General features: G+C 69.6%; 17 protein-coding genes. 4 read left to right on the forward strand and 13 right to left on the reverse strand.

Translation table 11 applies throughout. The features are described from left to right. Both ACF059_RS27795 and ACF059_RS27800 read right to left on the reverse strand, forming a co-directional pair. On the reverse strand, positions 1-1,710 hold a 1,710-nt coding region (locus ACF059_RS27795; protein ID WP_392062157.1), incomplete at its 3' end, for an N-acetylmuramoyl-L-alanine amidase. A 162-nt stretch (positions 1,711-1,872) separates the two neighbouring features. Further along, positions 1,873-3,678: a hypothetical protein gene (locus tag ACF059_RS27800; RefSeq protein WP_392062160.1), complete on the reverse strand. Its 1,806-nt coding sequence runs from the start codon at positions 3,676-3,678 to the stop codon at positions 1,873-1,875. A 157-nt stretch (positions 3,679-3,835) separates the two neighbouring features. On the opposite strand from ACF059_RS27800, the gene ACF059_RS27805 reads away from it, so the two are divergent. Next, complete coding sequence (locus ACF059_RS27805; protein WP_392062163.1) at positions 3,836-5,539, forward strand: hypothetical protein; 1,704 nt, start codon at positions 3,836-3,838, stop codon at positions 5,537-5,539. Between the two features lie 80 nt (positions 5,540-5,619). On the opposite strand, the gene ACF059_RS27810 is transcribed toward ACF059_RS27805, so the two are convergent. The 6 genes from ACF059_RS27810 to rfbB form a co-directional block, all read right to left on the reverse strand. Next, positions 5,620-6,519, reverse strand: coding sequence for a glycosyltransferase family 2 protein (locus ACF059_RS27810; RefSeq protein ID WP_392062166.1), 900 nt, complete (start codon positions 6,517-6,519; stop codon positions 5,620-5,622). A gap of 6 nt (positions 6,520-6,525) precedes the next feature. Next, the gene (locus ACF059_RS27815) at positions 6,526-6,960 is read right to left on the reverse strand and encodes a DUF2304 domain-containing protein (protein WP_392062169.1); all 435 of its coding nucleotides are present in this window, start codon (positions 6,958-6,960) and stop codon (positions 6,526-6,528) included. After that, the gene (locus ACF059_RS27820; RefSeq protein WP_360890960.1) at positions 6,957-7,646 is read right to left on the reverse strand and encodes a glycosyltransferase family 2 protein; all 690 of its coding nucleotides are present in this window, start codon (positions 7,644-7,646) and stop codon (positions 6,957-6,959) included. Before ACF059_RS27820 ends, ACF059_RS27815 begins: the two co-directional genes overlap by 4 nt. Positions 7,647-7,714: 68 nt before the next feature. Further along, complete coding sequence (locus ACF059_RS27825; protein ID WP_392062172.1) at positions 7,715-9,049, reverse strand: lipopolysaccharide biosynthesis protein; 1,335 nt, start codon at positions 9,047-9,049, stop codon at positions 7,715-7,717. Further along, the gene (gene rfbD / locus ACF059_RS27830) at positions 9,046-9,966 is read right to left on the reverse strand and encodes a dTDP-4-dehydrorhamnose reductase (protein ID WP_392062175.1); all 921 of its coding nucleotides are present in this window, start codon (positions 9,964-9,966) and stop codon (positions 9,046-9,048) included. The genes ACF059_RS27825 and rfbD overlap by 4 nt, the downstream gene beginning before the upstream one ends. Beyond that, complete coding sequence (gene rfbB, locus ACF059_RS27835) at positions 9,963-10,940, reverse strand: dTDP-glucose 4,6-dehydratase (RefSeq protein WP_360890951.1); 978 nt, start codon at positions 10,938-10,940, stop codon at positions 9,963-9,965. The genes rfbD and rfbB overlap by 4 nt, the downstream gene beginning before the upstream one ends. Positions 10,941-11,023: 83 nt before the next feature. Here rfbB and rfbA point away from each other — a divergent pair, with 83 nt between their 5' ends. Further along, positions 11,024-11,902, forward strand: a complete 879-nt coding sequence (rfbA, locus tag ACF059_RS27840; RefSeq protein WP_392062178.1) for a glucose-1-phosphate thymidylyltransferase RfbA — start codon at positions 11,024-11,026, stop codon at positions 11,900-11,902. Beyond that, positions 11,899-12,498: a dTDP-4-dehydrorhamnose 3,5-epimerase gene (gene rfbC / locus ACF059_RS27845; protein WP_392062181.1), complete on the forward strand. Its 600-nt coding sequence runs from the start codon at positions 11,899-11,901 to the stop codon at positions 12,496-12,498. Before rfbA ends, rfbC begins: the two co-directional genes overlap by 4 nt. Positions 12,499-12,708: 210 nt before the next feature. Here rfbC and tuf read toward each other — a convergent pair whose 3' ends face one another. The 4 genes from tuf to rpsL all read right to left on the reverse strand — a co-directional run bounded on the left by tuf (position 12,709) and on the right by rpsL (position 17,067). Then, positions 12,709-13,902: an elongation factor Tu gene (gene tuf, locus ACF059_RS27850; RefSeq protein WP_030653602.1), complete on the reverse strand. Its 1,194-nt coding sequence runs from the start codon at positions 13,900-13,902 to the stop codon at positions 12,709-12,711. 148 nt (positions 13,903-14,050) lie between these two features. Beyond that, on the reverse strand, positions 14,051-16,183 hold the full coding sequence (gene fusA / locus ACF059_RS27855) for an elongation factor G (RefSeq protein ID WP_366865880.1): 2,133 nt from the start codon (positions 16,181-16,183) through the stop codon (positions 14,051-14,053). A gap of 39 nt (positions 16,184-16,222) precedes the next feature. Next, entirely contained in the window at positions 16,223-16,693 is a 471-nt protein-coding gene (rpsG, locus tag ACF059_RS27860) for a 30S ribosomal protein S7 (RefSeq protein ID WP_007265894.1), read from the reverse strand. A gap of 2 nt (positions 16,694-16,695) precedes the next feature. Next, on the reverse strand, positions 16,696-17,067 hold the full coding sequence (gene rpsL, locus ACF059_RS27865; RefSeq protein WP_007265893.1) for a 30S ribosomal protein S12: 372 nt from the start codon (positions 17,065-17,067) through the stop codon (positions 16,696-16,698). A 370-nt stretch (positions 17,068-17,437) separates the two neighbouring features. Here rpsL and ACF059_RS27870 point away from each other — a divergent pair, with 370 nt between their 5' ends. Beyond that, on the forward strand, positions 17,438-19,918 hold the full coding sequence (locus ACF059_RS27870) for a YfhO family protein (protein ID WP_392062186.1): 2,481 nt from the start codon (positions 17,438-17,440) through the stop codon (positions 19,916-19,918). Between the two features lie 111 nt (positions 19,919-20,029). Here ACF059_RS27870 and ACF059_RS27875 read toward each other — a convergent pair whose 3' ends face one another. Beyond that, positions 20,030-23,929: a DNA-directed RNA polymerase subunit beta' gene (locus tag ACF059_RS27875; RefSeq protein ID WP_366865882.1), complete on the reverse strand. Its 3,900-nt coding sequence runs from the start codon at positions 23,927-23,929 to the stop codon at positions 20,030-20,032.

The raw sequence follows: 23,929 nt of genomic DNA on the forward strand, positions 1-23,929 counted from the left end.
CGCGCTGGAGCGGATGGTCCCGCTCGGGTACACCGACACGTAGCTCGACGCCGTCGGGTTGGTCGCGGTCACGTTCAGCACGACCGCGGTGACGTCGCTGGCGGGGATGCCGCCGACGCCCGCCACGGGCAGGGTCACCGAGCTGCCGCCGCCGACCTTGGCCTGCGGCACGCCCAGGCCCTCACGGGTGTCCATCAGGCGCTTCGGGGTGACCGGGACGAACTTGACGTCCTTGACCTCCGCGACGACCGTCACCGGAAGGCTGGTGGCCACCTTGCCGTTCGTCGTGGTCGCCCGGACCTGGAGCTGGTGGCTGCCCAGGGCCAGCGTCGTCGACGCCGTACGGGCGGTGCCCGCGGTGGTGGCGACCACCTTGTCGTCCACGAGCAGCTCGAACTTGCTCACCAGGGCGCTCGCCGTGCTGGTCTCCCAGCCGAGGGAGACCGGGCCGGGGGTCTGGAAGGAGGAGCCCGGCTGGGCCGGGGCGCCGTTCACCGAGGAGACCTTCAGCCGGGCCGCGGGGCCCGACTGGCGCAGGGCTTCCAGCTGCGGGTACAGCGAGTTGCCCGGGCACTGGGTGTTGAAGCCGTCGCGGTGGCCCGAGAGCGTCTTGAACTCGTACGACTGTCCCTCGACGAAGTCCTTGCCGAAGTAGTTCTTCTGCGAGGCGCCCGCGCGCAGCGTCGTCGTGCCGCTCATGTCGGCGTCGTACTGGCCCAGCTTGTACGCGGCGACCCGGGAGATGGCGTCGAGGGCGGCGGCCGAGGCCCCCGCGCTCGTGTAGTCACCGAGGACGGAGACGCTCGTCGACTCGGAGTTCCAGCCGAAGGCGTGCGCGCCCATCACGGGCTGGTCGACGCCGCCCTGACGGCCCTCGAAGACCGTGCCGCACTTGTCGACGAGGAAGTTGTAGCCGAGGTCGCGCCACCCGTTGGTCTGCACGTGGTAGACGTGCAGGCCGCGGACGATGGCGGCGGACTCGCTGCACTCGTACGGCGCGGAGGCCGCCGTGTGGTGGACGAAGGCCGCCTTGATCTTCGCTCCGGGGAGGTAGATCGGGCCCTCGTTGTTCAGGGTCTCGTCCGCGCCCCAGTCGACGCGCGAGACGATCGCGGGCTTCGGCGCCGTCGAGGCCGGCCCGGGAACCGTCGGGGGCTGCTCGGGCGTCGGAGCGGGGTCGACCGCCGGGGCGGCGAAGGCCGCCGGCTCGGCGTTCAGGGCGCCCTTCTTGGTGGCGGCGCTCGCCGAGCCCGGGTCCACCAGGTTCAGCTCCAGGCCGGCGGGGAGCGCGGTGGCGGCCGTGTCGCCGCCCAGCCGGACCTCGGCCCCGTCGGACAGGCCGACCCAGACGGGCTCGGTGGCGCCGCGCAGCCCGGGGCGCTTGCCGTCGAGGGTCGCCTTGGCCTGCTCCAGGGTGACCCACGCGGACCACTTGCCGGTCTTGGCGTTGCGGGTGCGGGCCTCGATGGCCCCTTCCTTCACCTGGGCGGCCGGGTCGGTCCAGGAGACGCCCAGCAGGCCGAAGGGCTTGGTGTCCTGCTGGGACAGGACGGTCTTGCCGGTCCCCTTCGGCTTCAGCGCGAGCTTGTGGACCTTGCCCTCGACGGGCCCTCTCGCCTTGCCGGGAGCGCTGTAGCGCCGCAGGCCCTTGTCATCCAGGGAATCCGAGCCGAAGCCGTTGGCGGCTCCCTGGAATCCCAGTACCGCCACGACTCCGAGCGCGGCGGCCAATGCCGTACCGCGCGCACGACCTAGTCTCAAGTTTGTTTCCCCAACCCCTGCTTCGCGAGCTCACCGGGTGACACCACTGATCGGCCGGATGTTACTGGCACGGGTGTGCGACCGGCCCACCGGGGGTCCCCCGGGGCGAGGTCAGTGGTGGCGCCAGAGCACCCAGCCCTGCGCCTTGTTCACCTTGGCGACGTACCAGCCCGCGGGGGCGTGCGGCCAGGTGGCCTCCGGCTTGGCGTCCTCGGCGGTCAACTGGAGCACGGCCGCGTCCGCCTTGGCCGGGGGCTTGTCGCCGTTCTCCAGGTCCTTCGTCCAGACCCGTCCCTCGAACACCTGGTACGACTGGCCCATCCGCAGGCCCCAGTCGACGTCCCAGTCCATCACCAGGCTCTCGCCGGGCTTGAGTCCGGCCGACTTGGTGAAGCCGACGGCCTGCGGCTTGCGGTGCTTCGCGTAGGGCTCGGCGACGTTCGAGGTGACCGTGGCGGTCGCGTACGCCGCGAACAGGGCCAGCGACACCGCCACGGCCCAGATGACGCGGCGGCCGCCGGCGAGCTTGAAGAGCACGCACGCGGCGAGCACCAGCAGGGCGCCGGCCATCGTCCGCCACATGTGCAGCTTCGACCACTCCGAGGCCAGGAACAGGGCGTCGGGCATGGCCCACTGGATGATGGCCAGCTTGTAGAGGCCCTTGCCGACCACGATGATCACGAACTCGGCGGTCAGCACGGTGAACACCACCGCGCCGAGCACCAGGCGCAGCAGCGCCCCGGCCCGTGCGCGGTAGAGCGCGGCGACGCCGACCAGGAAGAACGCCGGGACGAGCGGGGCCAGGTAGCGGGCGTAGACCCAGTTGTCGATCCGCGCGTCCGTCGGCAGTCCGGCCGCCGCGGCGAGCGCGATGCCGTACAGCAGGGCGACCATCACGAAGGAGACGACCCGCGAGGCGCGGGTGAAGCGCGGGCTGAACACCGCGAACACCATCAGCGCGATGGCGAGCGCGCCGAAGCCCCAGGACGAGACGGAGAAGTACCAGAGCTGGCCGATCGAGCGGGTGATCGTGCGGCGCAGCAGGTCGGGGTCGACGAGGTTGTCCAGGACCTGGGTGCCCACCGAGCTCGGCGGGGTGTCCTTGAACTGCGCCTCCAGCCACATGGCGAGCAGTTTGGCGCCGGCCACGGAGACGGCGAGCCCTGCCCACGCGGCGAGCGTGGTGCGCAGCGGCGCCCACTTGAAGACGAGCGCTCCCACCAGCACCAGCGCGGTGAGGGCGACGACCACGCCACCGCGGTCGTGCACCGCCATGGAGAAGCCGGCCAACAGGCCCGCCCCGAGGCCGTACTGGAGGCGGCGGCGCGGCTCGCCCTCGCTCAGCCAGCCGTGCAGGGTGATCAGCCACCCGAGCAGGACCACGGGGAGCAGGGTGTCGGACATGACGAACTCGGAGTAGAAGACCACCGGCGGCATCAGCGCGGCCGCCATGGCGATCAGGACCGAGAGGCCCTTGGGCAGGTCGAGCCTGCGCAGGGCGATGAAGACCAGCGGGAAGACCAGCGCGTTGATCAGCGTGTTGATGCCCATGACCAGCTGGTACGCGGTGACCGGGTCGTCCGTGAACCACATGGACGGGGAGATCAGCAGCGGGTAGCCGCCGGGGATGACCGATCCGACCGGCATCTCCGTCGTCGAGCGGCCCGCGAGCACCCGGGCCAGCACGAGGTAGGAGGCCTCGTCCGCGTGGACCGACGGGTAGCTGTTGCCCCACACCAGGACGAGGCGGAACAGCACCTGCGTCAGGTATCCGGTGACGAGCGTCACCGGCCAGAACCACGTGCGCCCGACGAGGGACTGCGCCCGCGCCAGCAGCTGCTGTGTCCTGGGCGACTCCCCGGCCCGTTCAGGGGCGGACGCGGCAGCCGCGTCCCTGGTCTCGGTTGCGGACTGCACCCCTGGCACTTCCTGTTCTGGTCGGATTTCGAGGGCGCACCCACGGTTCTGCGCACGGCCTTCGTCGCCGCAACCGTACCAACTGCACCCAAGCCATGGCCCACCGTTGACGCAGAGCAGTCACGCGGGGTATGGGCCGGGAGGTAAATTGGCGGCCATGACTGTCACCGCTCCCGCGCCGGCATCGGTACCGGCCCCGGCACGCGATCGCCGGGCCTCACGCCGACGCGGCGGCGGGCTGGCCCGCGCCTTCGCCCTCATAGGCGCGGAGGTGGTCGCCTCCCTCGGCGCCGCCCTGCTGCTCATCGTCCTGTGCATGCGCATCCGGATCAACCCGATGACCCGGATCGGGCAGGTCAGCGGGCTCGCGGGGATCCAGCTGCGGCTGGTGGTCCTGCTCACGGCGACGCTCCTGCTGTACTGGCTCGTCGCCCGGGTGATGCCGGGGGCCGCGGCGCGCATCGGCGCGGCCGCCGTGGCCGGCCTGGCCACGGGCGTGACCGCGTCCGGCAACATCGTCGGCCTCAGCGGCACGCCCTGGCCGATCTACGCGAACTGGGGCGACGTCGGCAACCTCCAGCAGTGGGCGTACGACGTCATCGACGGCGTGCCCCTGCCGCCCGAGTACCCGCCCGGCTTCCCGCACCTGCTGGCCTGGGCGGCGGAGACCTTCTTCGACGGTGACGTGCCGAAGGCCTCGAAGTGGGTCATGATCGGCTTCCTCGCGCTCACCGGCCCCGCCGCCTACCTGGCCTGGCGGATGCTGCTGCCCCCGCTGTGGGCACTGGGCATCGGGGTGACGGCGACGCTGCCGCTGGTCGACCCGTACAAGCCCTACTCCCCCCTCGTCCTGATGATCGTGATCCCCGTCTTCGCCAAGCTGGTGCAGGTGGTGCAGCGGTCCGCGCTCCTGGGCCGCAAGCGGACGATCGCCATAGGGGCCGGCCTCGGGCTGCTGCTCGCCGTGCTGTTCCTGCTGTACGCGGGCTGGTTCGTCTGGTCCTCGATCGGCGTGGTCGTGCTCTTCTCGGTGCTGCTCGTCGGGCTGGCCCGCTCGGGCGGGCTGCGCGGGCTGCTGAACGGCCTGGTGCCCCTGGTGTCGGGCCTCGCGGTCTTCCTCGTACTGGCCGGCGCCTATCTGGTCGACCTGCTCGGCGCGAGCGGCTCGACCAAGGACACGTACTTCTACTACGACACCGCCAGCGACCCGGGCTACTTCGCCACCTGGGCCGCCTCCACGCCCGGTCCGCTGCGCACCCTCGCCTACTCCCCGATCGGGGAGCTCGGCGGCGTCGGCCTCTTCACCATCGTGCTGGTGGGCGGGCTGGGCGTGGCCCTGGGCCTCGGCCTGCGCCAGCCGCTGGTGCTGACCCTGGCGGCGTGCACGGGCAGCGCGTTCCTGCTGCGCTACTGGTACGCCTCGCACATGGAGCGCGACCAGGTCGTCCAGCTCTACCCGCGCACGAGCCACCAGATCCTGTACTGCCTGATCGCGCTGACCGGCCTCGCCGTGTACCTCGCGGTCGGGCGGATCCAGGCCTGGATCCGCGCGCACGACGTCGAGGTGCCGCTGGCCGGACGCGTCCGCCAGTCCGCCGCGAACCGTCCGCGGTCCGTCGTCCTGGGTGCGCTGTGCGCGCTGGGTCTGCTCTTCGGGCTGGCCGGCTCGGCCACGGCGGACGCCTTCATGCCGCGCGACCCCAAGGAGAACTCGGCCGGTCAGCTCGCCTGGTACGCGCACAACGTCCGGCTGCCGAACGGCAAGTGCCCCAAGTTCGCGCAGTGGGGCAAGTGCGAGCCGTACGTCCCGCCGTTCCGCGGCCCCACGAGGCCCGTGAAGCCCAAGCCCGCGGAGAACTGACGGGCGGAGACGACGAGAACGGCCTGCCGCCGGTCCTGGGACCGGCGGCAGGCCGTTCGTCGTGCGAGGGGGGCGGTGGCTCAGCTCTGCCCGGAGGTGAACGCGTGGCGCGCCAGCGTACGGGCGCCCTCGCGGTGCCCGCGGCGCAGCGCACCGGGGAGCATCGTGAGCGCGTGCAGGCGGGAGGCGCTGTGGAAGCGCGCCGCGCGGGCCGCCTTCGGCCAGCCGCGGGCGTCCATGCGCTCGGCCACCGCGGCGAAGTACCGCTCGGCCTCGGCGAAGCGGGTCCCGGAGAAGGCCTGGACCGAGGACTCGCTGACGGCGTGACGGCGGTACTGGAAGACGGTCGTGGAGTTGTCGACGACCATCTGCTCACCGCCTTCGAGCAGGTCGACCACGAGCGCGAGGTCCTGGATCACCGAGTAGTCGTCGCGGAAGTTCACCTTGCGCAGCACCTCGCCGCGCCAGGCGATCGACGGGAAGTAGAGCCAGTTGCCGCGCAGCACGCTGGCGGCCAGCTCCTCGCCGGCCATCAGCCGGCGGCCCTTGACCTGCGGTGCGTAGAGCCGCTTCTTGGTGTTGTCGGCGAGGCCCTGGGTCACCTGGCCCGCGCCGTCGATCACCTCGACGCCGGGCTGGACCATGCCGATGCCCGGGTGGGCGCCGATGATCCCGCGGACGGTCTCCAGGTAGTGCGGATGCAGGAGGTCGTCGCAGCCCATGATGACCACGTAGTCGGCCTCGGAGAGCCGCACGCACTTCTGGAAGTTCTTGGTGATGCCGAGGTTCTGCTCGTTGCGCGTGTAGTGGACGCGCTCGTCACCGAGCTGCTCGAACCAACCGGGCACCTCCGGCTCCTTGCCGTCGTCGATGACGACGAGGCGGAAGTCCCGGTCCGTCTGCGCCAGGACGCTGCGGACGGCGTCCTGCATCAGCTGCACGTCCCCGTAGTAGGGGAGCATGAAGTCGAAGGTCACCATGGAGCTTCAGGCCTTCACGGAGTCGGCGTCGGCATCGGCGTCCGCGTCGGCCTTCGCACCGGCCTGCGCGGGAGCGGCGACGTCCTGCCCGAGGCGCGCGTCGTTGTGGCGCACGCCCTCGTTGATGGCCACCGTCCGGGCGAGGTCGGTGATCTTCTTCTCCAGCGAGCGGAAGCGCAGGAAGGTGTTGAGCGTGAGGAAGCCCATCGCGAGCACCATCACGTACAGCACCAGGTCGGTGCCACGGCCGACGCCGAGCTGCTGGGCGACCCAGGTGACGTCGGTCGGGCGGAGCACCGCGTACACGTTGACGACGACGAACGCGGAGAACGCTATGCGCTTCCAGGCCCGGTTCTTCGCCTGGCTCCAGGTCCGGATGAACATCAGTGCCATGGACACCGAGCCGACGATCAGCAGCAGCTGAATCCAGAAGTACTTCATCGACGCCCACGCTCCCGCAGCGAAATGTCAAAAAGGATGTTGACGCCGTTGATCAGGGACTGACCCTTGGCGCGTGAGTAGTCGGTGTACAGGATGTCCACCGGTACCTCGGTGACGCGCAGCGTGGAGCCGGCGAGGAAACCGACCAGCTCGGACGCGTGGGCCATGCCGTTCATCGTGATGTTCAGCTGCTCGGCGGCCTCACGGCCCAGCACGCGCAGGCCGTTGTGCGCGTCGGTGAGCTTGAGCTTGCGCGCGGTCGGGCTGACGGCGGCGGCCGTGCGCAGCACGACCTGCTTGATCCACGGCACCTGGCCGTTCTGCTCGATGAAGCGGGAGCCGAGCACCACGTCGGCCTCGCCGCGCCGCAGCACCGCGACCATCTTCTCGACGTCCTTGGTCTGGTGCTGGCCGTCGGCGTCGAAGGTGGCGAAGTACTGGGCGCCGGGCTGGGCGAGCGCGTACGTGAGGCCGGTCTGCAGGGCCGCGCCCTGGCCGAGGTTGACGGGGTGACGGACCAGGTGGGCGCCGGTGGTCGCTATGTGCTCGGCCGAGTCGTCGGTGCTGCCGTCGTCGACGACGACGATGTTGGGGAACGTCTTGCGGGCCCCCTCCACCACGTCGGCGATCACCTGGCCCTCGTTATAGGCCGGTATGACCAGCCAGACATCGTCGTATTGGGACACGGTAGCTCCAGCGGAATGTGGCACATGCGAGTGCTCGGTGATCGGTGTGACGTCTTGGGCCGGCATGCTCATCTCCCGACCGCGCCCACGCCCGGGCCGCTTGCGTCGGCCAGCTGCCGCGGGCCTTCACCGGCTGCCGCGGCGGCTCCGGGGAAGCTCAGCCTCAGGGCTGCCAGCATAGCGAGCACGGTGGCGGTGGACCCCAGTGCGTAGGCGACGATCACGCGCAGGGCCACGTCGCCCGGCGCCAGCGTGATGCCCACCAGGACCGCGGTACCGACGGCCCAGCAGAGCAGCTGCAGGTTGTGGCGCTTGAATACCATGAGCGCCTGTCCGAGCACCATCGCGAACATGTACGCCACGGTGCCGGCGGACAGCAGGAAGAAGTCGAGGCAGCCCAGCACCGGCTCCTCGGCGCCGAAGAGCACCTCGATGAGCCAGGGCCCCAGGACCGTGGCGGGTACCCCGCCCAGCAGTCCGAGCGCTCCGACGACCAGGCCGATGCGGCGCAGCATCGCCCAGAACGCCGCCCGGTCGCCGGCCGTGAAGGCGGCGCTGAGCCCGCTCAGCAGCGAGGCCTGGAGCGAGCCGAAGACGAAGAGCGGCACCCGCGCCAGGACCAGCGCACTCATCAGCGCGGCGATCAGCGCGCTGTCGGTGGGGGCCAGCAGTTTGGTGCTCATGACGGCCGCGTTGACGACCAGCTGGGACAGCAGGGTCGCGCAGACCAGCAGCCCGAGGCCCCCCCACAGCTCGCGCCAGGCGATCGGCTCGCCGGGTCCGACGGCGCGCAGCAGCGCGGGCAGGGTGACGAGGGTCGCCACGACGGGCGCGACGGCCAGGATCAGGCTGAAGGCCAGCGCCGAGTGCAGCCCGAAGACCGCGCAGGCGAAGGCGAGCACGATGCGCAGGCCGCCGTCGACGGCGAGCTGGGTGCCGTACGCGCCGAACCGGCCGAGGCCGGCCAGCAGACCGCGGGTCAGGTAGCAGGCGGCCATGCCGGCGAAGGCGCCGCCGAGCGCCGCCACCAGGGCGCGGTCGCCGTGGAAGAGGAGGTCCGCGAGGGGGCCCGCGCCCAGGCCGAGCACCAGCAGGGTGACGGCGAGGATCCCCCCGGTGAGCAGGGTCGCGCGGCGCAGCACCGGGGCGCTGCCCTGACCCAGGACCACGCGGGCGGAGACGATCCGGGTGAGTTCCTGCTCGATGGGGAAGAAGACGCCGATGCCGACGGACATCACGATCGTCCACAGCACCGACACGTTGGCCATGGCCTCGGTGGACAGGCTGTGGCCGGCCACGCCGAGGTGGACGTAGGAGGCCGCGCCGAGCACGACGGTGCCGCCGGCCACCGCGACGGTGCCCGGCGGCAGCGCCGCGCTCAGCTTGTTCAGCAGGCTTTTCATCCCGCTCGGCCGTCCCGGGCCTGCCGGGCCAGTGCCGTGTAACCGGGGGTGGCCAGCGCCTCGGCCAGCTGCTCGCGCCAGTCGGCGAGCGGGGCCACGCCCGCCTCGTCCCAGCGGTCGTGCGCGAGGACGCTGAACGCCGGGCGGGCGGCGGGGCGTACGAACGCCTCGGAGGTGGTGGGCCGGATCCGCTCGGGGTCGAGCCCGCTCAGCCGGTAGGTCTCGCGGGCGAGTCCCATCCAGGTGGTCCGGCCGCTCGCGGTGCCGTGGTAGATCCCGCCCATGGCCCAGCCCTTCAGGGCGGCCCGGCCGAGCTCGACCAGCTGACGGGCCAGCGCGTAGGACCAGGTGGGCTGGCCGTGCTGGTCGTCGACGACGTCCAGGGTGTCCCGCTGGGCGGCCAGCTTCAGCATGGTGGCGACGAAGTTCGGCCCGTGCTCGCCGTACAGCCAGGCGGTGCGGACCACGTAGCCGTCCTGCGGCAGCAGTTCGGTCACGGCCCGCTCGCCGACCAGCTTGCTGCGCCCGTAGGCGTTGACCGGGCCGGTCTCGGCGTCCTCCGCGTACGGCTGCGAGGCGTCGCCCGGCAGCACGTAGTCGGTGGAGACGTGCAGCAGGCGCACGTGGGCGGCGGCGCAGGCCTCGGCGAGGACGCGGACGCCGGTGCCGTTGACGGCGGTGGCGGCGTCCTCGGCGGTCTCGGCGCCGTCGACATCGGTCCAGGCGGCGCAGTTGACGACCACGTCGACGCCCTCGACCGCGGCCCGGACGGCGGCCGGGTCGGTGATGTCGAGGTCGGCCCGGCGCAGGCCCACGGCCTCGATCCCGGCCCGCTTCAGCACGGCCATGACGTCCTGGCCGAGCATCCCGGCGGCGCCGGTGACGAGCCAGCGCCCCTCGCGCGGGTTGGTGCTCACTTCTGCAGGGCCGCCTTCGCCTTCAGCGGCTCCCACCAGGCGCGGTTCTCGCGGTACCAGTCGATGGTGGCCTTGATGCCGTCCTCGAAGGTGACCTGCGGGGCGTAGCCCAGCTCGGCGCCGATCTTGCTGATGTCGATCGAGTAGCGGAGGTCGTGGCCCTTGCGGTCCTCGACCTGCTCGACCATCTCCCAGCCCAGGCCCGCGGCCTCCAGCAGGACGCCGGTCAGCTCCTTGTTGGTGAGCTCGGTGCCGCCGCCGATGTTGTAGACCTCGCCGGCGCGGCCCTTGCGCATGGCCAGGTCGATGCCGCGGCAGTGGTCGGAGACGTGCAGCCAGTCGCGGACGTTGCCGCCGTTGCCGTACAGCGGGACCTTCTTGCCGTCCATCAGGTTCGAGACGAACAGCGGGATGACCTTCTCCGGGAACTGGTAGTGCCCGTAGTTGTTGGAGCAGCGGGTGACCACCACGTCCATGCCGTGGGTGCGGTGGTACGCCAGCGCCAGCAGGTCGGACGACGCCTTCGAGGCGGAGTACGGGGAGTTGGGCACCAGCGGCCACTCCTCCGTCCAGGAGCCCTCGCTGATCGAGCCGTAGACCTCGTCGGTGGAGATGTGGACGAAGCGGCCGACGCCGTGCTTGCGGGCGGAGTCCAGCAGGACCTGGGTGCCCACGACGTTCGTCATGACGAACGGACCCGCACCGGCGATCGAGCGGTCCACGTGGGACTCGGCGGCGAAGTGCACGACGACGTCGTGGCCGGGCATGACCTGGTCCACGGCCTCCGCGTCGCAGATGTCGCCCTTGACGAAGGTGTATCCGGGGTGGTCCGCGACCGGCGCGAGATTCTCTTCGACGCCGGAGTAGGTCAGCTTGTCGAAGACCGTGATCCGGGCCGTGGCATCTGCGCCGAGCTGCTGGCGGACGAATTCTGAACCGATGAAGCCGGCGCCGCCGGTCACGAGGATGCGCATAATACGAAGAGTCTAGCGGCCCCGCCGAACGTCACACGCCCCGAGCTCGGCTCCCCCATGCCCTCTCGCATAGGGTTCTCCCCATGCGTGGAATCCTCTTGGCCGGTGGCACCGGATCGCGACTCTGGCCGCTGACCCGGGCAGTCTCGAAGCAGCTGCTGCCCGTCTTCGACAAGCCGATGATCTATTACCCCCTGTCCACCCTGGTCATGGCGGGGATCAGCGAGATCCTCATCATCACCACCCCGGACGACCGCGACCAGTTCGAGCGCCTGCTCGGCGACGGCTCGCAGTTCGGCCTGCGGCTGGAGTACGCCGTCCAGGAGCGCCCCGAGGGCATCGCCCAGGCGTTCGTCCTCGGCGCCGACTTCATCGGTGACGAGTCCGTCGCCCTGATCCTCGGCGACAACATCTTCCACGGCAGTGGCCTCGGCACCCGCCTCGCCGAGCACACCGACGCCAAGGGCGGCCGCGTGTTCGCGTACCCCGTGGCGGACCCGACGGCGTACGGCGTCGTCGAGTTCGACGAGACGGGCCAGGCCATCTCCATCGAGGAGAAGCCGGTCAAGCCCAAGTCCCGCTACGCCGTGCCGGGCCTCTACTTCTACGACAACCGCGTCGTCGAGATAGCCAAGGGCCTCAAGCCCAGCGCCCGCGGCGAGCTGGAGATCACGGCCGTCAACGACGCCTACCTCCAGGCCGGCGAGCTCAACGTCACCATCCTCGACCGCGGCACCGCGTGGCTGGACACCGGCACCTTCGTCTCGATGGTGCAGGCCTCCGAGTTCGTGCGCGTGATAGAGGAGCGCCAGGGCTTCAAGATCGGCTGCATCGAGGAGGCGGCCTGGCGGGCCGGCCTGATCGACTCCGCCCAGCTGCGCGAGCTGGCCCAGCCGCTGACGAAGAGCGGCTACGGCGACTACCTGCTCGCGCTGCTCGCCGAGGAGGACGAGGCCCGGTGAAGTTCCGCGAACTCTCCATCGAGGGGGCCTTCGAGGTCACCCCGCAGCTGCACGGCGACCCGCGCGGCCTGTTCACCGAGTGGTACCGCTTCGACCGGCTCGCCGAGGTCGTCGGCCACCCGCTGAACCTGGCGCAGGCGAACCTCTCCGTCTCCTCCGCGGGCGTGGTCCGCGGCATCCACTTCGCCGACGTGCCCCGCGGCCAGGCCAAGTACGTGACCTGCGTACGGGGCGCCGTGCTCGACGTCATCGTGGACCTGCGGGTGGGCTCCCCCACGTTCGGCAAGTGGGAGGGCGTCCGCCTGGACGACGTGGACCGTCGGGCGGTGTACATCCCCGAGGGCCTCGGCCACGGCTTCTGCGCGCTGAGCGACGACGCCACGCTGTCGTACCTGTGCTCGGAGACGTACAACCCGACCGGCGAGCACTCGGTCCACCCGCTCGACGCCGACCTCGCCATCGAGTGGCCGGCCGACGTCCCGCTGCTCTCGGCCCGCGACGAGGCCGCCCCCACGCTGGCCGACGCGATCGCGACCGGGCTGCTGCCCGACTACGCCGCCTGCAAGGAGTTCACCGAGTCGCTCCGCGTGAGCTGACCCGGCTCCCCCGCCGTACGAGAAGAGGCCGCACTCCCCGACCGGGGGGTGCGGCCTCTTTCCGTACCGGGCCCTTCGCGCGCCGCCGGCCCTTCCCGCGCGGGCGGCCCCGTAACGCCGAAGGGCCCCGCCCCACCGCCGAAGCGGTGGGCCGGGGCCCTTCTGTGGAACTGGTGCCCGCTGCAGCGAGCTACCAGGTCAGAGCACGAATTACTTCGTGATCTTGGTGACCTGGCCGGCGCCCACGGTACGACCACCCTCACGGATGGCGAACTTCAGGCCCTCCTCCATGGCGACCGGCTGGATCAGCGCGACCGACATCTCGGTGTTGTCGCCCGGCATGACCATCTCCGTGCCGGCCGGCAGGGTGACGACACCCGTGACGTCCGTGGTACGGAAGTAGAACTGCGGACGGTAGTTGTTGAAGAAGGGGGTGTGACGGCCACCCTCGTCCTTCGACAGGATGTAGGCCTGGGCCTCGAACTCGGTGTGCGGCGTGACCGAACCGGGCTTGATGATGACCTGGCCGCGCTCGACGTCCTCGCGCTTGATGCCACGGAGGAGCAGACCGACGTTCTCGCCGGCCTGGCCCTCGTCGAGCAGCTTGCGGAACATCTCGATACCGGTGACCGTGGTGGTGGTCTTCTCTTCCTTGATACCGATGATGTCGACGGTCTCGTTGACCTTCAGGACACCACGCTCGATACGGCCGGTGACGACCGTACCGCGACCGGTGATCGTGAAGACGTCCTCGACGGGCATGAGGAACGGCTTCTCGGTGTCACGCGGCGGGGTCGGGATGGCCTCGTCGACGGCGGACATGAGGCCGAGAAGCTTCTCGCCCCACTCCTTGTCGCCCTCAAGGGCCTTCAGCGCGGAGACGCGGACGACCGGCAGGTCGTCGCCCGGGAACTCGTACTCGGAGAGCAGCTCACGGACCTCGAGCTCGACGAGCTCCAGGATCTCCTCGTCGTCCACCATGTCGGCCTTGTTCAGGGCGACGACGATGTAGGGGACGCCGACCTGGCGGGCCAGGAGCACGTGCTCCTTGGTCTGCGGCATCGGGCCGTCGGTGGCGGCGACCACGAGGATCGCGCCGTCCATCTGCGCGGCACCCGTGATCATGTTCTTGATGTAGTCCGCGTGACCGGGGCAGTCGACGTGGGCGTAGTGACGCGCCTCGGTCTGGTACTCGACGTGCGCGATGGAGATGGTGATACCGCGCTGGCGCTCCTCAGGAGCCTTGTCGATCTGGTCGAAGGCCGAGGCCTCGTTCAGGTCCGGGTACGCGTCGTGCAGCACCTTGGTAATGGCGGCCGTGAGGGTCGTCTTACCGTGGTCAATGTGACCGATGGTGCCGATGTTGACGTGCGGCTTAGTCCGCTCGAACTTCGCCTTCGCCACGGGGGTCCTCCTGGAGAGTGGTTCTGTACGCCTTACAGATCGGCGCCAGGTGATCTTTGCTGGGATCCGGTTCCCCGGGGCAACGGAGCTGTTGCTGCCGATGCCCCAGGGGTTCCGGTGACAAGCCTAAAGCGTGGACTCCGAAGAGTTACTCGCCCTTGGCCTTCGCGATGATCTCCTCAGCGACGTTCCGGGGAACTTCGGCGTAGGAGTCGAACTGCATCGAGTAGCTGGCGCGACCCGAGGTCTTGCTGCGGAGGTCTCCGACGTAGCCGAACATCTCCGAAAGGGGCACGAGGCCCTTCACGACGCGAGCGCCGTGACGCTCCTCCATGGCCTGGATCTGGCCACGGCGGGAGTTGATGTCGCCGATGACGTCACCCATGTAGTCCTCGGGCGTGGTGACCTCTACGGCCATCATCGGCTCCAGGAGCACGGGAGAAGCCTTGCGCGCGGCCTCCTTGAAGGCCTGCGAACCGGCGATCTTGAAGGCGAGCTCGGAGGAGTCGACCTCGTGGTAGCCACCGTCGAGAAGCGTGACGCGGACGCCCGTCATCTCGTAGCCCGCCAGGATGCCGAACTGCATGGCCTCCTGCGCACCGGCGTCGACCGAAGGGATGTACTCCTTCGGGACGCGGCCACCGGTGACCTTGTTCACGAACTCGTACGCCGGGCCGTCGGCCTCGGTGATGGGCTCGATCGCGATCTGCACCTTGGCGAACTGACCGGTACCACCGGTCTGCTTCTTGTGGGTGTAGTCGTGACGCTCGACGGCCTTGCGGATCGTCTCGCGGTACGCGACCTGCGGCTTGCCGACGTTGGCCTCGACCTTGAACTCGCGCTTCATACGGTCGACCAGCACCTCGAGGTGCAGCTCGCCCATACCGCCGAGGATGGTCTGGCCCGTCTCCTCGTCCGAGTGAACGTGGAAGGAGGGGTCCTCCTCCGCGAGACGCTGGATGGCGACACCCAGCTTCTCCTGGTCACCCTTGGACTTGGGCTCGATGGCGACCTGAATGACCGGGGCCGGGAAGTCCATGGACTCCAGGATGACCGGGTTCTTGTCGTCACACAGCGTCTCACCGGTGGTGGTCTGCTTCAGGCCCATGACGGCGACGATGTCACCGGCGCCCACCGCGTCGATCTCTTCACGCTTGTTGGCGTGCATGCGGTAGATCTTGCCGATGCGCTCCTTCTTGCCCTTGACGGAGTTCAGCACCGCAGTGCCGGCCTCCAGGCGGCCCGAGTAAACCCGGACGAAGGTGAGCTTGCCGAGGTGCGGGTCGCTCATGATCTTGAACGCCAGCGCCGCGAGCGGCTCCTCGTCGGAAGGCTTGCGCTTCACGACGACCTCGGCGTCGCGGACGTCGTGGCCCTCGATGGCCTCGATGTCCAGCGGCGACGGCAGGTAGCGGACGACGGCGTCGAGCAGGGGCTGAACGCCCTTGTTCTTGAACGCCGTGCCACAGAACACCGCGGTGATCGTGGGCTCGCCCTTGCCCTTGCCGGAGCCGAGGATGATGCGACGGACGGCGGCGTGCAGCTGCTCCGCGGACGGCTCGTCGCCGTTCAGGAAGAGCTCCATGATCTCGTCGTCGTTCTCGGCGACGGTCTCGACCAGCTTGCCGCGCCACTCTTCAGCAGCCTCGGTGTGCGTGGCCGGGATGTCGACGACGTCGTACATCTCGCCCTTGGTCGCCTCGGCGGACCAGACGAACGCCTTCATCGTGACGAGGTCGACGACACCAGTGAAGTCGGCCTCGGCACCGATGGGGAGCTGCATCACGATCGGAACCGCACCGAGGCGGTCCTTGATCATGTCGACGCAGCGGTGGAACTCGGCGCCGGTGCGGTCCAGCTTGTTGACGAAGCAGATGCGCGGCACGCCGTAACGGTCGGCCTGACGCCAGACCGTCTCGGACTGCGGCTCCACACCGGCGACACCGTCGAAGACGGTGACGGCGCCGTCGAGGACGCGGAGCGAACGCTCCACCTCGACGGTGAAGTCGACGTGACCGGGGGTGTCGATGATGTTGATCGTGTGGTCAACGTCGTCGAGCGGCCAGTGGCAGGTCGTAGCGGCAGACGTGATGGTGATACCACGCTCCTGCTCCTGCTCCATCCAGTCCATCGTGGCGGCGCCGTCGTGGACCTCACCGATCTTGTACGACACACCGGTGTAGAACAGGATGCGCTCGGTGGTGGTCGTCTTGCCCGCGTCGATGTGGGCCATGATCCCGATGTTGCGGACCTTGGCCAGGTCAAGCGAAGTGGTAGCCATAAGGCTTCGGTCTTCTCTCGGTCTCGATGTGGGGTGGGACTACCAGCGGTAGTGCGCGAAGGCCTTGTTGGACTCGGCCATCTTGTGCGTGTCCTCGCGCTTCTTGACGGCAGCGCCAAGACCGTTGGAGGCGTCGAGCAGCTCGTTCATCAGGCGCTCGGTCATGGTCTTCTCACGACGGGCGCGGGAGTAACCCACGAGCCAGCGGAGGGCCAGGGTCGACTGGCGACCCGGCTTGACCTCGACGGGAACCTGGTAGGTCGCGCCACCGACACGGCGGGACTTGACCTCGAGGGACGGCTTGACGTTCTCCAGCGCGCGCTTCAGCGTGATGACCGGGTCGTTGCCGGTCTTCTCGCGGAGGCCTTCCATGGCGCCGTAGACGATGCGCTCGGCGGTGGAGCGCTTGCCGTTCAGGAGGATCTTGTTGATGAGCGAGGTCACCAGAGGAGATGCGTAGACCGGGTCGATGATGACCGGGCGCTTCGGGGCGGGGCCCTTACGAGGCATTCTTACTTCTCCTTCTTGGCGCCGTAGCGGCTGCGGGCCTGCTTGCGGTTCTTGACAGCCTGGGTGTCAAGCGCACCGCGGATGATCTTGTAACGAACACCCGGCAGGTCCTTCACACGGCCACCACGCACGAGCACGATCGAGTGCTCCTGCAGGTTGTGTCCCTCACCCGGAATGTAAGCGGTGACCTCGATGCCGGAGGTCAGACGCACACGCGCGACCTTACGGAGCGCCGAGTTCGGCTTCTTCGGGGTGGTCGTGAACACACGCGTGCAGACGCCGCGACGCTGGGGCGAAGCCTCAAGCGCGGGGGTCTTTGTCTTCTCGACCTTGTCCTGCCGGCCCTTACGGACCAGCTGCTGGATCGTAGGCACTACTTCTCCGGTTTCTGTGTGCCGTGTAGTGAAGCTAACCTGGAACATTTGCCGACCCACGCGGTCGGGTGTGTCGGATCCTGCACGCCTCCACCGAGGTGAAGGAGGGCGCGGATCGCGGTGTGTTCTTCTCGGCTCCGCGGGGTCTTACGCACACGCGGGAGCCAGGGCACACCCCAGGCACAAGGTCAGAGCGTACCTACCTCACAGAGGTAGGTCAAAACAAATGCCCAGCACGAAAACACGCCGGACGCAAGCGGGAGGTACCCGGCGTGCCGGGTTTGCCCCTCCGGCGCCCTAAACTGGCGGCTTGCCCGGGCGCGGACACGCGCCTGTCGATCACGCGAGTCGATCAGCAGGGAGCAGGACATTGGGGACCGCGGCACCCGAGCCGGCCACCGTCGACGTCGACGCCCGCATCCCGGCCCCGCGCGCCACCCCGCGCAGAACCGCGGTCCGGGCCGCCGGCCGGCTCTACGGCCCCCTGCTGGCCTTCCTGGTCACCTCCGCCGCCTTCTGCTCGGCCTGGGCGGCCCGCGGCACCTTCCCCTTCGGCGACACCGGCCGCGCCCTCAACGACCAGGCCAACCAGTACGTGCCCTTCCACCGGGCGCTGTGGGACCTCGTCCACGGACAGGCGGCCGGCGACCTGCTCTTCACCTGGCGCGGCGGCTTCGGCCAGCAGTTCCTGTCCGACTACCACACCTACCTCGGCAACCCCTTCTCCTGGCTGGTCGTCCTCGTCCCGCGCGCCCACGTCGACCTGGCCGTCTTCGCGATCACCCCGGTCACGATGGGCACCGCGGCCGCCCTGATGACGCTCTACCTGGGCAAGCTGCACCCCGGCCCGTGGTGGCAGCGCGGCGTGCTCGGAGCCACGTACGGCCTGTGCGGCTGGGCGCTCAGCGACGCCTCGTACATCCCGATGTGGCTGTGGGGCCTGGTCGCCCTGCCGATGCTCGGCATCGCCGTCGAGTGGTGCCTGGAGGAGCGCCGCTGGCCGGGCGTGGCCCTGCTGGTCGCGCTCGCCTGGTTCGGGAACTTCTACACCGCGATGATGGCCACGATGGCCGCCTGCGTCCTGCTGGCCGTCCGCATGCTCACCCGCGAGATGACGGGCGGGCAGCGGCTGCGCGCCCTGTGGCGGGCCGCGACGGGCGCCGGCACCGGCATCGTCCTCACGCTCCCCCTCCTCCTGCCGTCGTTCCTGTCCAGCGGCTCCGCTCAGCCGACCGAGGCGGCGGCCTTCGACCCCGTGCGCATCGAGATCTTCCTCTCGGGCATGCTCCCGGCCACCCACCTGTGGGGCGGCCGGCCCCGCCTCTACGTCGCCTCGCTGGGTCTGATCCTGGCCGGCGCCTTCGTCCTCAACACCGCCGTCGCGCGCCGGACCCGGCTGGTGTGGGCCGCCGCGACCCTGCTGGTGGTCGCCTCCTTCCAGTTCCCGCCCACGCAGTACGTGTGGCACGGGCTGGCGGTGCCGAACGGCAACCCGTACCGCGAGGCCTTCGTCTTCAGCGGCATGGTGGTGGTCGTCGCCTGGCTGTCCCTGGCCCACCGGCCGCGCCCGCTGCACCTGGCCCTGGTCGCCGCGCTGCTGGTCGCCGCCACGTTCGTACTGCGCCGCACCGACGACTTCGGCGGCTGGACCTGGCCCGCCGTGCTCGGCGGCGGAGCGGTCTCGCTGCTGGCGCTGGTCCTGCTCTCCCTCGGCGAAAGGCACCGCCGCCTCGTCCCGGTGGCGGCCGCCCTGATGATCGGCGTCGTCTTCGCCGAGTCCGCCGTCGCCGCGGCCAACGCGGACGCCCGCCGGGCCCGCGAACGCTGGGCCAAACCGATCGCCACCTCGAACCGGTCGATCGGCGAGCACTTCGCAGCCGTCCGCGCAGTGGACGGCTGGCCCGCCTACCGGACGGACTCGGGCGCGCCGGAGACCTCGTACAACGACGCCTTGGCCCTGCGCGCGGAGGGCCCGCAGTACTACAGCAGCTACCTCCCCGAGGCCACCTACCAGGCGCTGGAGCCCCTCGGCTACGGCTTCAAGAACGACGGCCGCACCTTCTTCGGCGCCGACAACCCGGTGCTCGACGCGATCTTCTCGATCGGCGCGCGGGTCCGTCCGGGAGCCGCCCCGGGCACCTGGACGGCCTCGAAGTTCCCGGCGCCGCCGCTGGTGACGGTCCGCACCGGCCCGTTCACCTCGCCCCACCCGGCGGACAGCGTCTACGCCCGCCAGGAGAACGTCCTGGGCGCAAGCGTCTACCAGGTCCCGCAGGTCACCCGCGGGGGCACCGCCTCCGAGCAGACCTACGCCGCCGCGTGCGCCCCCGGCTCCGATGCCTACTGGTTCTCCCCCGCCCTGTACGGCACCGTGAGCGCCGGCGGCGCGGAGCAGCCGCTGGAGGACCAGATGACCGGCGTGACCCGGCTCGGGACCGTCCCCGCCTCGGGCAGGGTCGACGTCACCGTGCGGACCCGTACGCAGGGCGCCGACGCCGGGCAGCACCCGCTCGGCTGCCTGGACCGCGCGGCGCTGGACGCGGCCGTGTCGCGCCTGACGGCCACAGGGGCCACCAGGGTGGACGTCGGCGGCCACTCGATCGAGGCGACCTTGCCGCCCGGCGCGGACCGCACCGCCGTCCTCGCCGTGACGGCCGCCCCCGGCTGGCAGTGCTCCGCCCCGGCGAAGAGCTTCCACGGCCTGCTCTCCGTCCACCTCCCCGCGGGCACGGACACGCTCTCCTGCACCTTCACCCCCAGGGGCCTCACCCCGGGCCTGGCAGGCGGCGCCCTCGCCCTGATGGTCCTCATCGGCGCCACGGTGACGGCCACCCGCCGCCGCCGCGCCTGACCGTCCCCCTGCCGCTCCCCCTCCGCTCGCCTCCCTCTCCCCCTCCCCCGGGAACGAAGAAGCCCCCCGCCGCTCCTCTCGGAGCAGCGGGGGGCTTCGTCTTACGAGCTCTTAGCCGTTGTACGGGCCGTAGTCGTAGTCCTCCAGCGGGACAGCCTGGCCGGAGCCGGTGCCGAAGGGCGAGTAGTCGATGTCGTCGTAACCGACGGCCGAGTACATCGCGGCCTTGGCTTCCTCGGTGGGCTCCACCCGGATGTTGCGGTAGCGGGCGAGGCCCGTACCGGCCGGGATGAGCTTACCGATGATGACGTTCTCCTTGAGGCCGATCAGGGAGTCGGACTTGGCGTTGATCGCCGCGTCCGTCAGAACCCTGGTCGTCTCCTGGAAGGACGCCGCCGACAGCCACGACTCGGTCGCGAGCGAGGCCTTGGTGATACCCATCAGCTGCGGACGGCCGGAGGCGGGGTGACCGCCCTCGGTAACCACACGACGGTTCTCGGTCTCGAACTTCGACCGCTCGACCAGCTCGCCCGGCAGGAGCTCCGCGTCGCCGGACTCGATGATCGTCACGCGGCGCAGCATCTGCCGGATGATGATCTCGATGTGCTTGTCGTGGATCGACACGCCCTGCGAGTTGTAGACCTTCTGGACTTCGCCGACCAGGTGGACCTGGACGGCACGCTGACCGAGGATGCGCAGCACGTCGTGCGGGTTGGTGGCACCCATGGTGAGCTTCTGGCCCACCTCGACGTGGTCGCCCTCGTGCACGATGACCTTGGCGCGCTTCGAGATCGGGAACGCCGTCTCGTCGCTGCCGTCGTCGGGCGTGATGACGATCTTCTTCGTCTTCTCGGTCTCCTCGATCCGCACGCGGCCGGCGGCCTCGGAGATCGGGGCGACACCCTTCGGGGTACGGGCCTCGAAGAGCTCGACGACACGCGGCAGACCCTGCGTGATGTCGTCACCGGCCACACCACCGGTGTGGAAGGTACGCATCGTCAGCTGGGTACCGGGCTCACCGATGGACTGGGCGGCGATGATGCCGACCGCCTCACCGATGTCGACCAGCTTGCCGGTGGCGAGCGAGCGTCCGTAGCAGAAGGCACAGGTGCCGACCGCGGACTCACAGGTCAGGACCGAGCGGGTCTTGACCTCCTCGACGCCGTTGGCGACCAGGGCGTCGATGAGCACGTCACCGAGGTCGACGTTGGCCGGCGCGATGACCTTGCCGTCGATGACGACGTCCTCGGCCAGCATGCGGGCGTAGATCGAGGTCTCGACGTCGTCGGCCTTGCGCAGCACGCCGTCCTCGCCGCGAACGGCGATCTTCAGCTTCAGGCCGCGCTCGGTGCCGCAGTCCTCCTCGCGGATGATCACGTCCTGCGAGACGTCCACCAGACGACGGGTCAGGTAACCCGAGTCGGCGGTACGCAGGGCGGTGTCCGCCAGACCCTTACGGGCACCGTGCGTGGAGATGAAGTACTCCAGAACGGTGAGGCCCTCACGGAAGGACGCCTTGATCGGACGCGGGATGGTCTCGTTCTTCGCGTTCGACACCAGACCACGCATACCGGCGATCTGTCGCATCTGCATCATGTTTCCTCGGGCACCCGAGTCAACCATCATGAAGATGGGGTTCGTCTTGGGGAAGTTCGCGTTCATCGCCTCGGCAACCTCGTTGGTCGCCTTGGTCCAGATCGCGATGAGCTCCTGCGTGCGCTCGTCCTTGGTGATCAGACCACGCTCGTACTGCTTCTGGACCTTCTCGTCCATCGCCTCGTAGCCCGCGACGATGGCCTTCTTGGCCTCGGGCACGACGACATCGGAGATGGCCACGGTGACGCCCGAACGGGTCGCCCAGTGGAAGCCGGCCGCCTTCAGGTTGTCGAGCGTCGCCGCCACGATGACCTTGGGGTAGCGCTCCGCCAGGTCGTTGACGATCTCGGAGAGCTGCTTCTTGCCCACCGAGTAGTCGACGAACGGGTAGTCCTCGGGCAGCAGCTCGTTGAAGAGCGCGCGGCCCAGGGTGGTGCGCAGACGGAAGCTGTCGCCCGGCTGGAACTCCTGCTCGCCCTCCTCGGCGACCGGCGGCACCCAGCCACGCGGCGGGATGGTGCCCACCGGGAAGCGGATGTCGACGGACGACTGGAGCGCGAGCTCGCCGTTGTCGAACGCCATGGTCGCCTCGGCCGTGGAGCCGAACGCGCGGCCCTCGCCCTTGGTGTCACGGAGCTCACCGTCGGTGGTCAGGAAGAACAGACCGAGGACCATGTCCTGGGTCGGCATCGTGACCGGACGGCCGTCGGCCGGCTTGAGGATGTTGTTCGAGGACAGCATCAGGATGCGGGCCTCGGCCTGCGCCTCCGCGGAGAGCGGCAGGTGCACGGCCATCTGGTCACCGTCGAAGTCCGCGTTGAACGCGGTGCAGACGAGCGGGTGGATCTGGATGGCCTTGCCTTCGACCAGCTGGGGCTCGAAGGCCTGGATGCCGAGGCGGTGCAGCGTGGGCGCACGGTTCAGGAGAACCGGGTGCTCGGCGATGACCTCTTCGAGCACGTCGTAGACGACCGTGCGGCCGCGCTCGACCATGCGCTTGGCCGACTTGATGTTCTGCGCGTGGTTCAGGTCGACCAGGCGCTTCATCACGAACGGCTTGAAGAGCTCCAGCGCCATGGCCTTGGGCAGGCCGCACTGGTGCAGCTTCAGCTGCGGACCGACGACGATCACGGAACGCGCGGAGTAGTCCACGCGCTTGCCGAGGAGGTTCTGACGGAATCGACCCTGCTTGCCCTTCAGCATGTCGCTGAGGGACTTCAGGGGACGGTTACCGGGACCGGTCACCGGACGACCACGACGACCGTTGTCGAAGAGGGCGTCCACGGCCTCCTGAAGCATGCGCTTCTCGTTGTTCACGATGATCTCGGGGGCACCGAGGTCCAGGAGCCGCTTCAGACGGTTGTTGCGGTTGATCACGCGGCGGTACAGGTCGTTCAGGTCGGAGGTCGCGAAGCGGCCACCGTCCAGCTGCACCATCGGACGCAGGTCCGGCGGGATGACCGGCACGCAGTCGAGCACCATGCCCTTGGGCTTGTTGCTGGTCTGCAGGAACGCGGAGACGACCTTGAGGCGCTTGAGCGCACGGGTCTTCTTCTGGCCCTTGCCGGTGCGGATGATCTCGCGGAGGCGCTCGGCCTCCTCTTCGAGGTCGAAGGACTCCAAGCGCTTCTGCAGTGCGGCGGCGCCCATGCAGCCGTCGAAGTACGTGCCGAAGCGGTCACGCAGCTCGCGGTAGAGGAGCTCGTCGCCCTCCAGGTCCTGGACCTTGAGGTTCTTGAAGCGGGCCCACACCTCGTCGAGGCGGTCGATCTCGCGCTGGGCGCGGTCACGCAGCTGCTTCATCTCGCGCTCGGCGCCTTCGCGCACCTTGCGGCGCACATCGGCCTTCGCGCCCTCGGCCTCGAGCTCGGCCAGGTCGGTCTCGAGCTTCTTGGCACGGCCTTCGAGGTCCGCGTCGCGGCGGTTCTCGATCTGCTGGCGCTCGACGGAGACGTGCGCCTCCAGGGACGGGAGGTCGCGGGTGCGGCGCTCGTCGTCCACGAACGTGATCATGTACGCGGCGAAGTAGATGACCTTTTCGAGGTCCTTCGGCGCGAGGTCCAGCAGGTAGCCCAGGCGCGACGGGACGCCCTTGAAGTACCAGATGTGGGTGACGGGAGCGGCAAGCTCGATGTGGCCCATCCGCTCACGGCGCACCTTGGCGCGCGTGACTTCGACGCCACAACGCTCACAGATGATGCCCTTGAAGCGGACACGCTTGTACTTGCCGCAGTAGCACTCCCAGTCCCGGGTAGGACCGAAGATCTTCTCGCAGAAGAGTCCGTCCTTCTCGGGCTTGAGGGTGCGGTAGTTGATGGTCTCCGGCTTCTTGACCTCGCCGTGCGACCAGGTTCGGATGTCGTCCGCGGTGGCAAGGCCGATCCGCAGCTCGTCGAAGAAGTTGACGTCGAGCAC

Origin of the sequence: Streptomyces sp. NPDC016562, assembly GCF_043076955.1 — a bacterium.
Lineage (GTDB): Bacteria > Actinomycetota > Actinomycetes > Streptomycetales > Streptomycetaceae > Streptomyces.

Coding starts and splice junctions, on each gene's coding strand:
- ACF059_RS27810 (WP_392062166.1), bottom strand. CDS start 6,519: ATGGTGACCTTCGACTTCATGCTCCCCTACTACGGGGACGTGCAGCTG.
- rfbB (WP_360890951.1), bottom strand. CDS start 10,940: ATGCGCATCCTCGTGACCGGCGGCGCCGGCTTCATCGGTTCAGAATTC.
- rpsG (WP_007265894.1), bottom strand. CDS start 16,693: ATGCCTCGTAAGGGCCCCGCCCCGAAGCGCCCGGTCATCATCGACCCG.
- ACF059_RS27815 (WP_392062169.1), bottom strand. CDS start 6,960: ATGAAGTACTTCTGGATTCAGCTGCTGCTGATCGTCGGCTCGGTGTCC.
- ACF059_RS27825 (WP_392062172.1), bottom strand. CDS start 9,049: ATGAAAAGCCTGCTGAACAAGCTGAGCGCGGCGCTGCCGCCGGGCACC.
- fusA (WP_366865880.1), bottom strand. CDS start 16,183: ATGGCTACCACTTCGCTTGACCTGGCCAAGGTCCGCAACATCGGGATC.
- ACF059_RS27805 (WP_392062163.1), top strand. CDS start 3,836: ATGACTGTCACCGCTCCCGCGCCGGCATCGGTACCGGCCCCGGCACGC.
- rfbA (WP_392062178.1), top strand. CDS start 11,024: ATGCGTGGAATCCTCTTGGCCGGTGGCACCGGATCGCGACTCTGGCCG.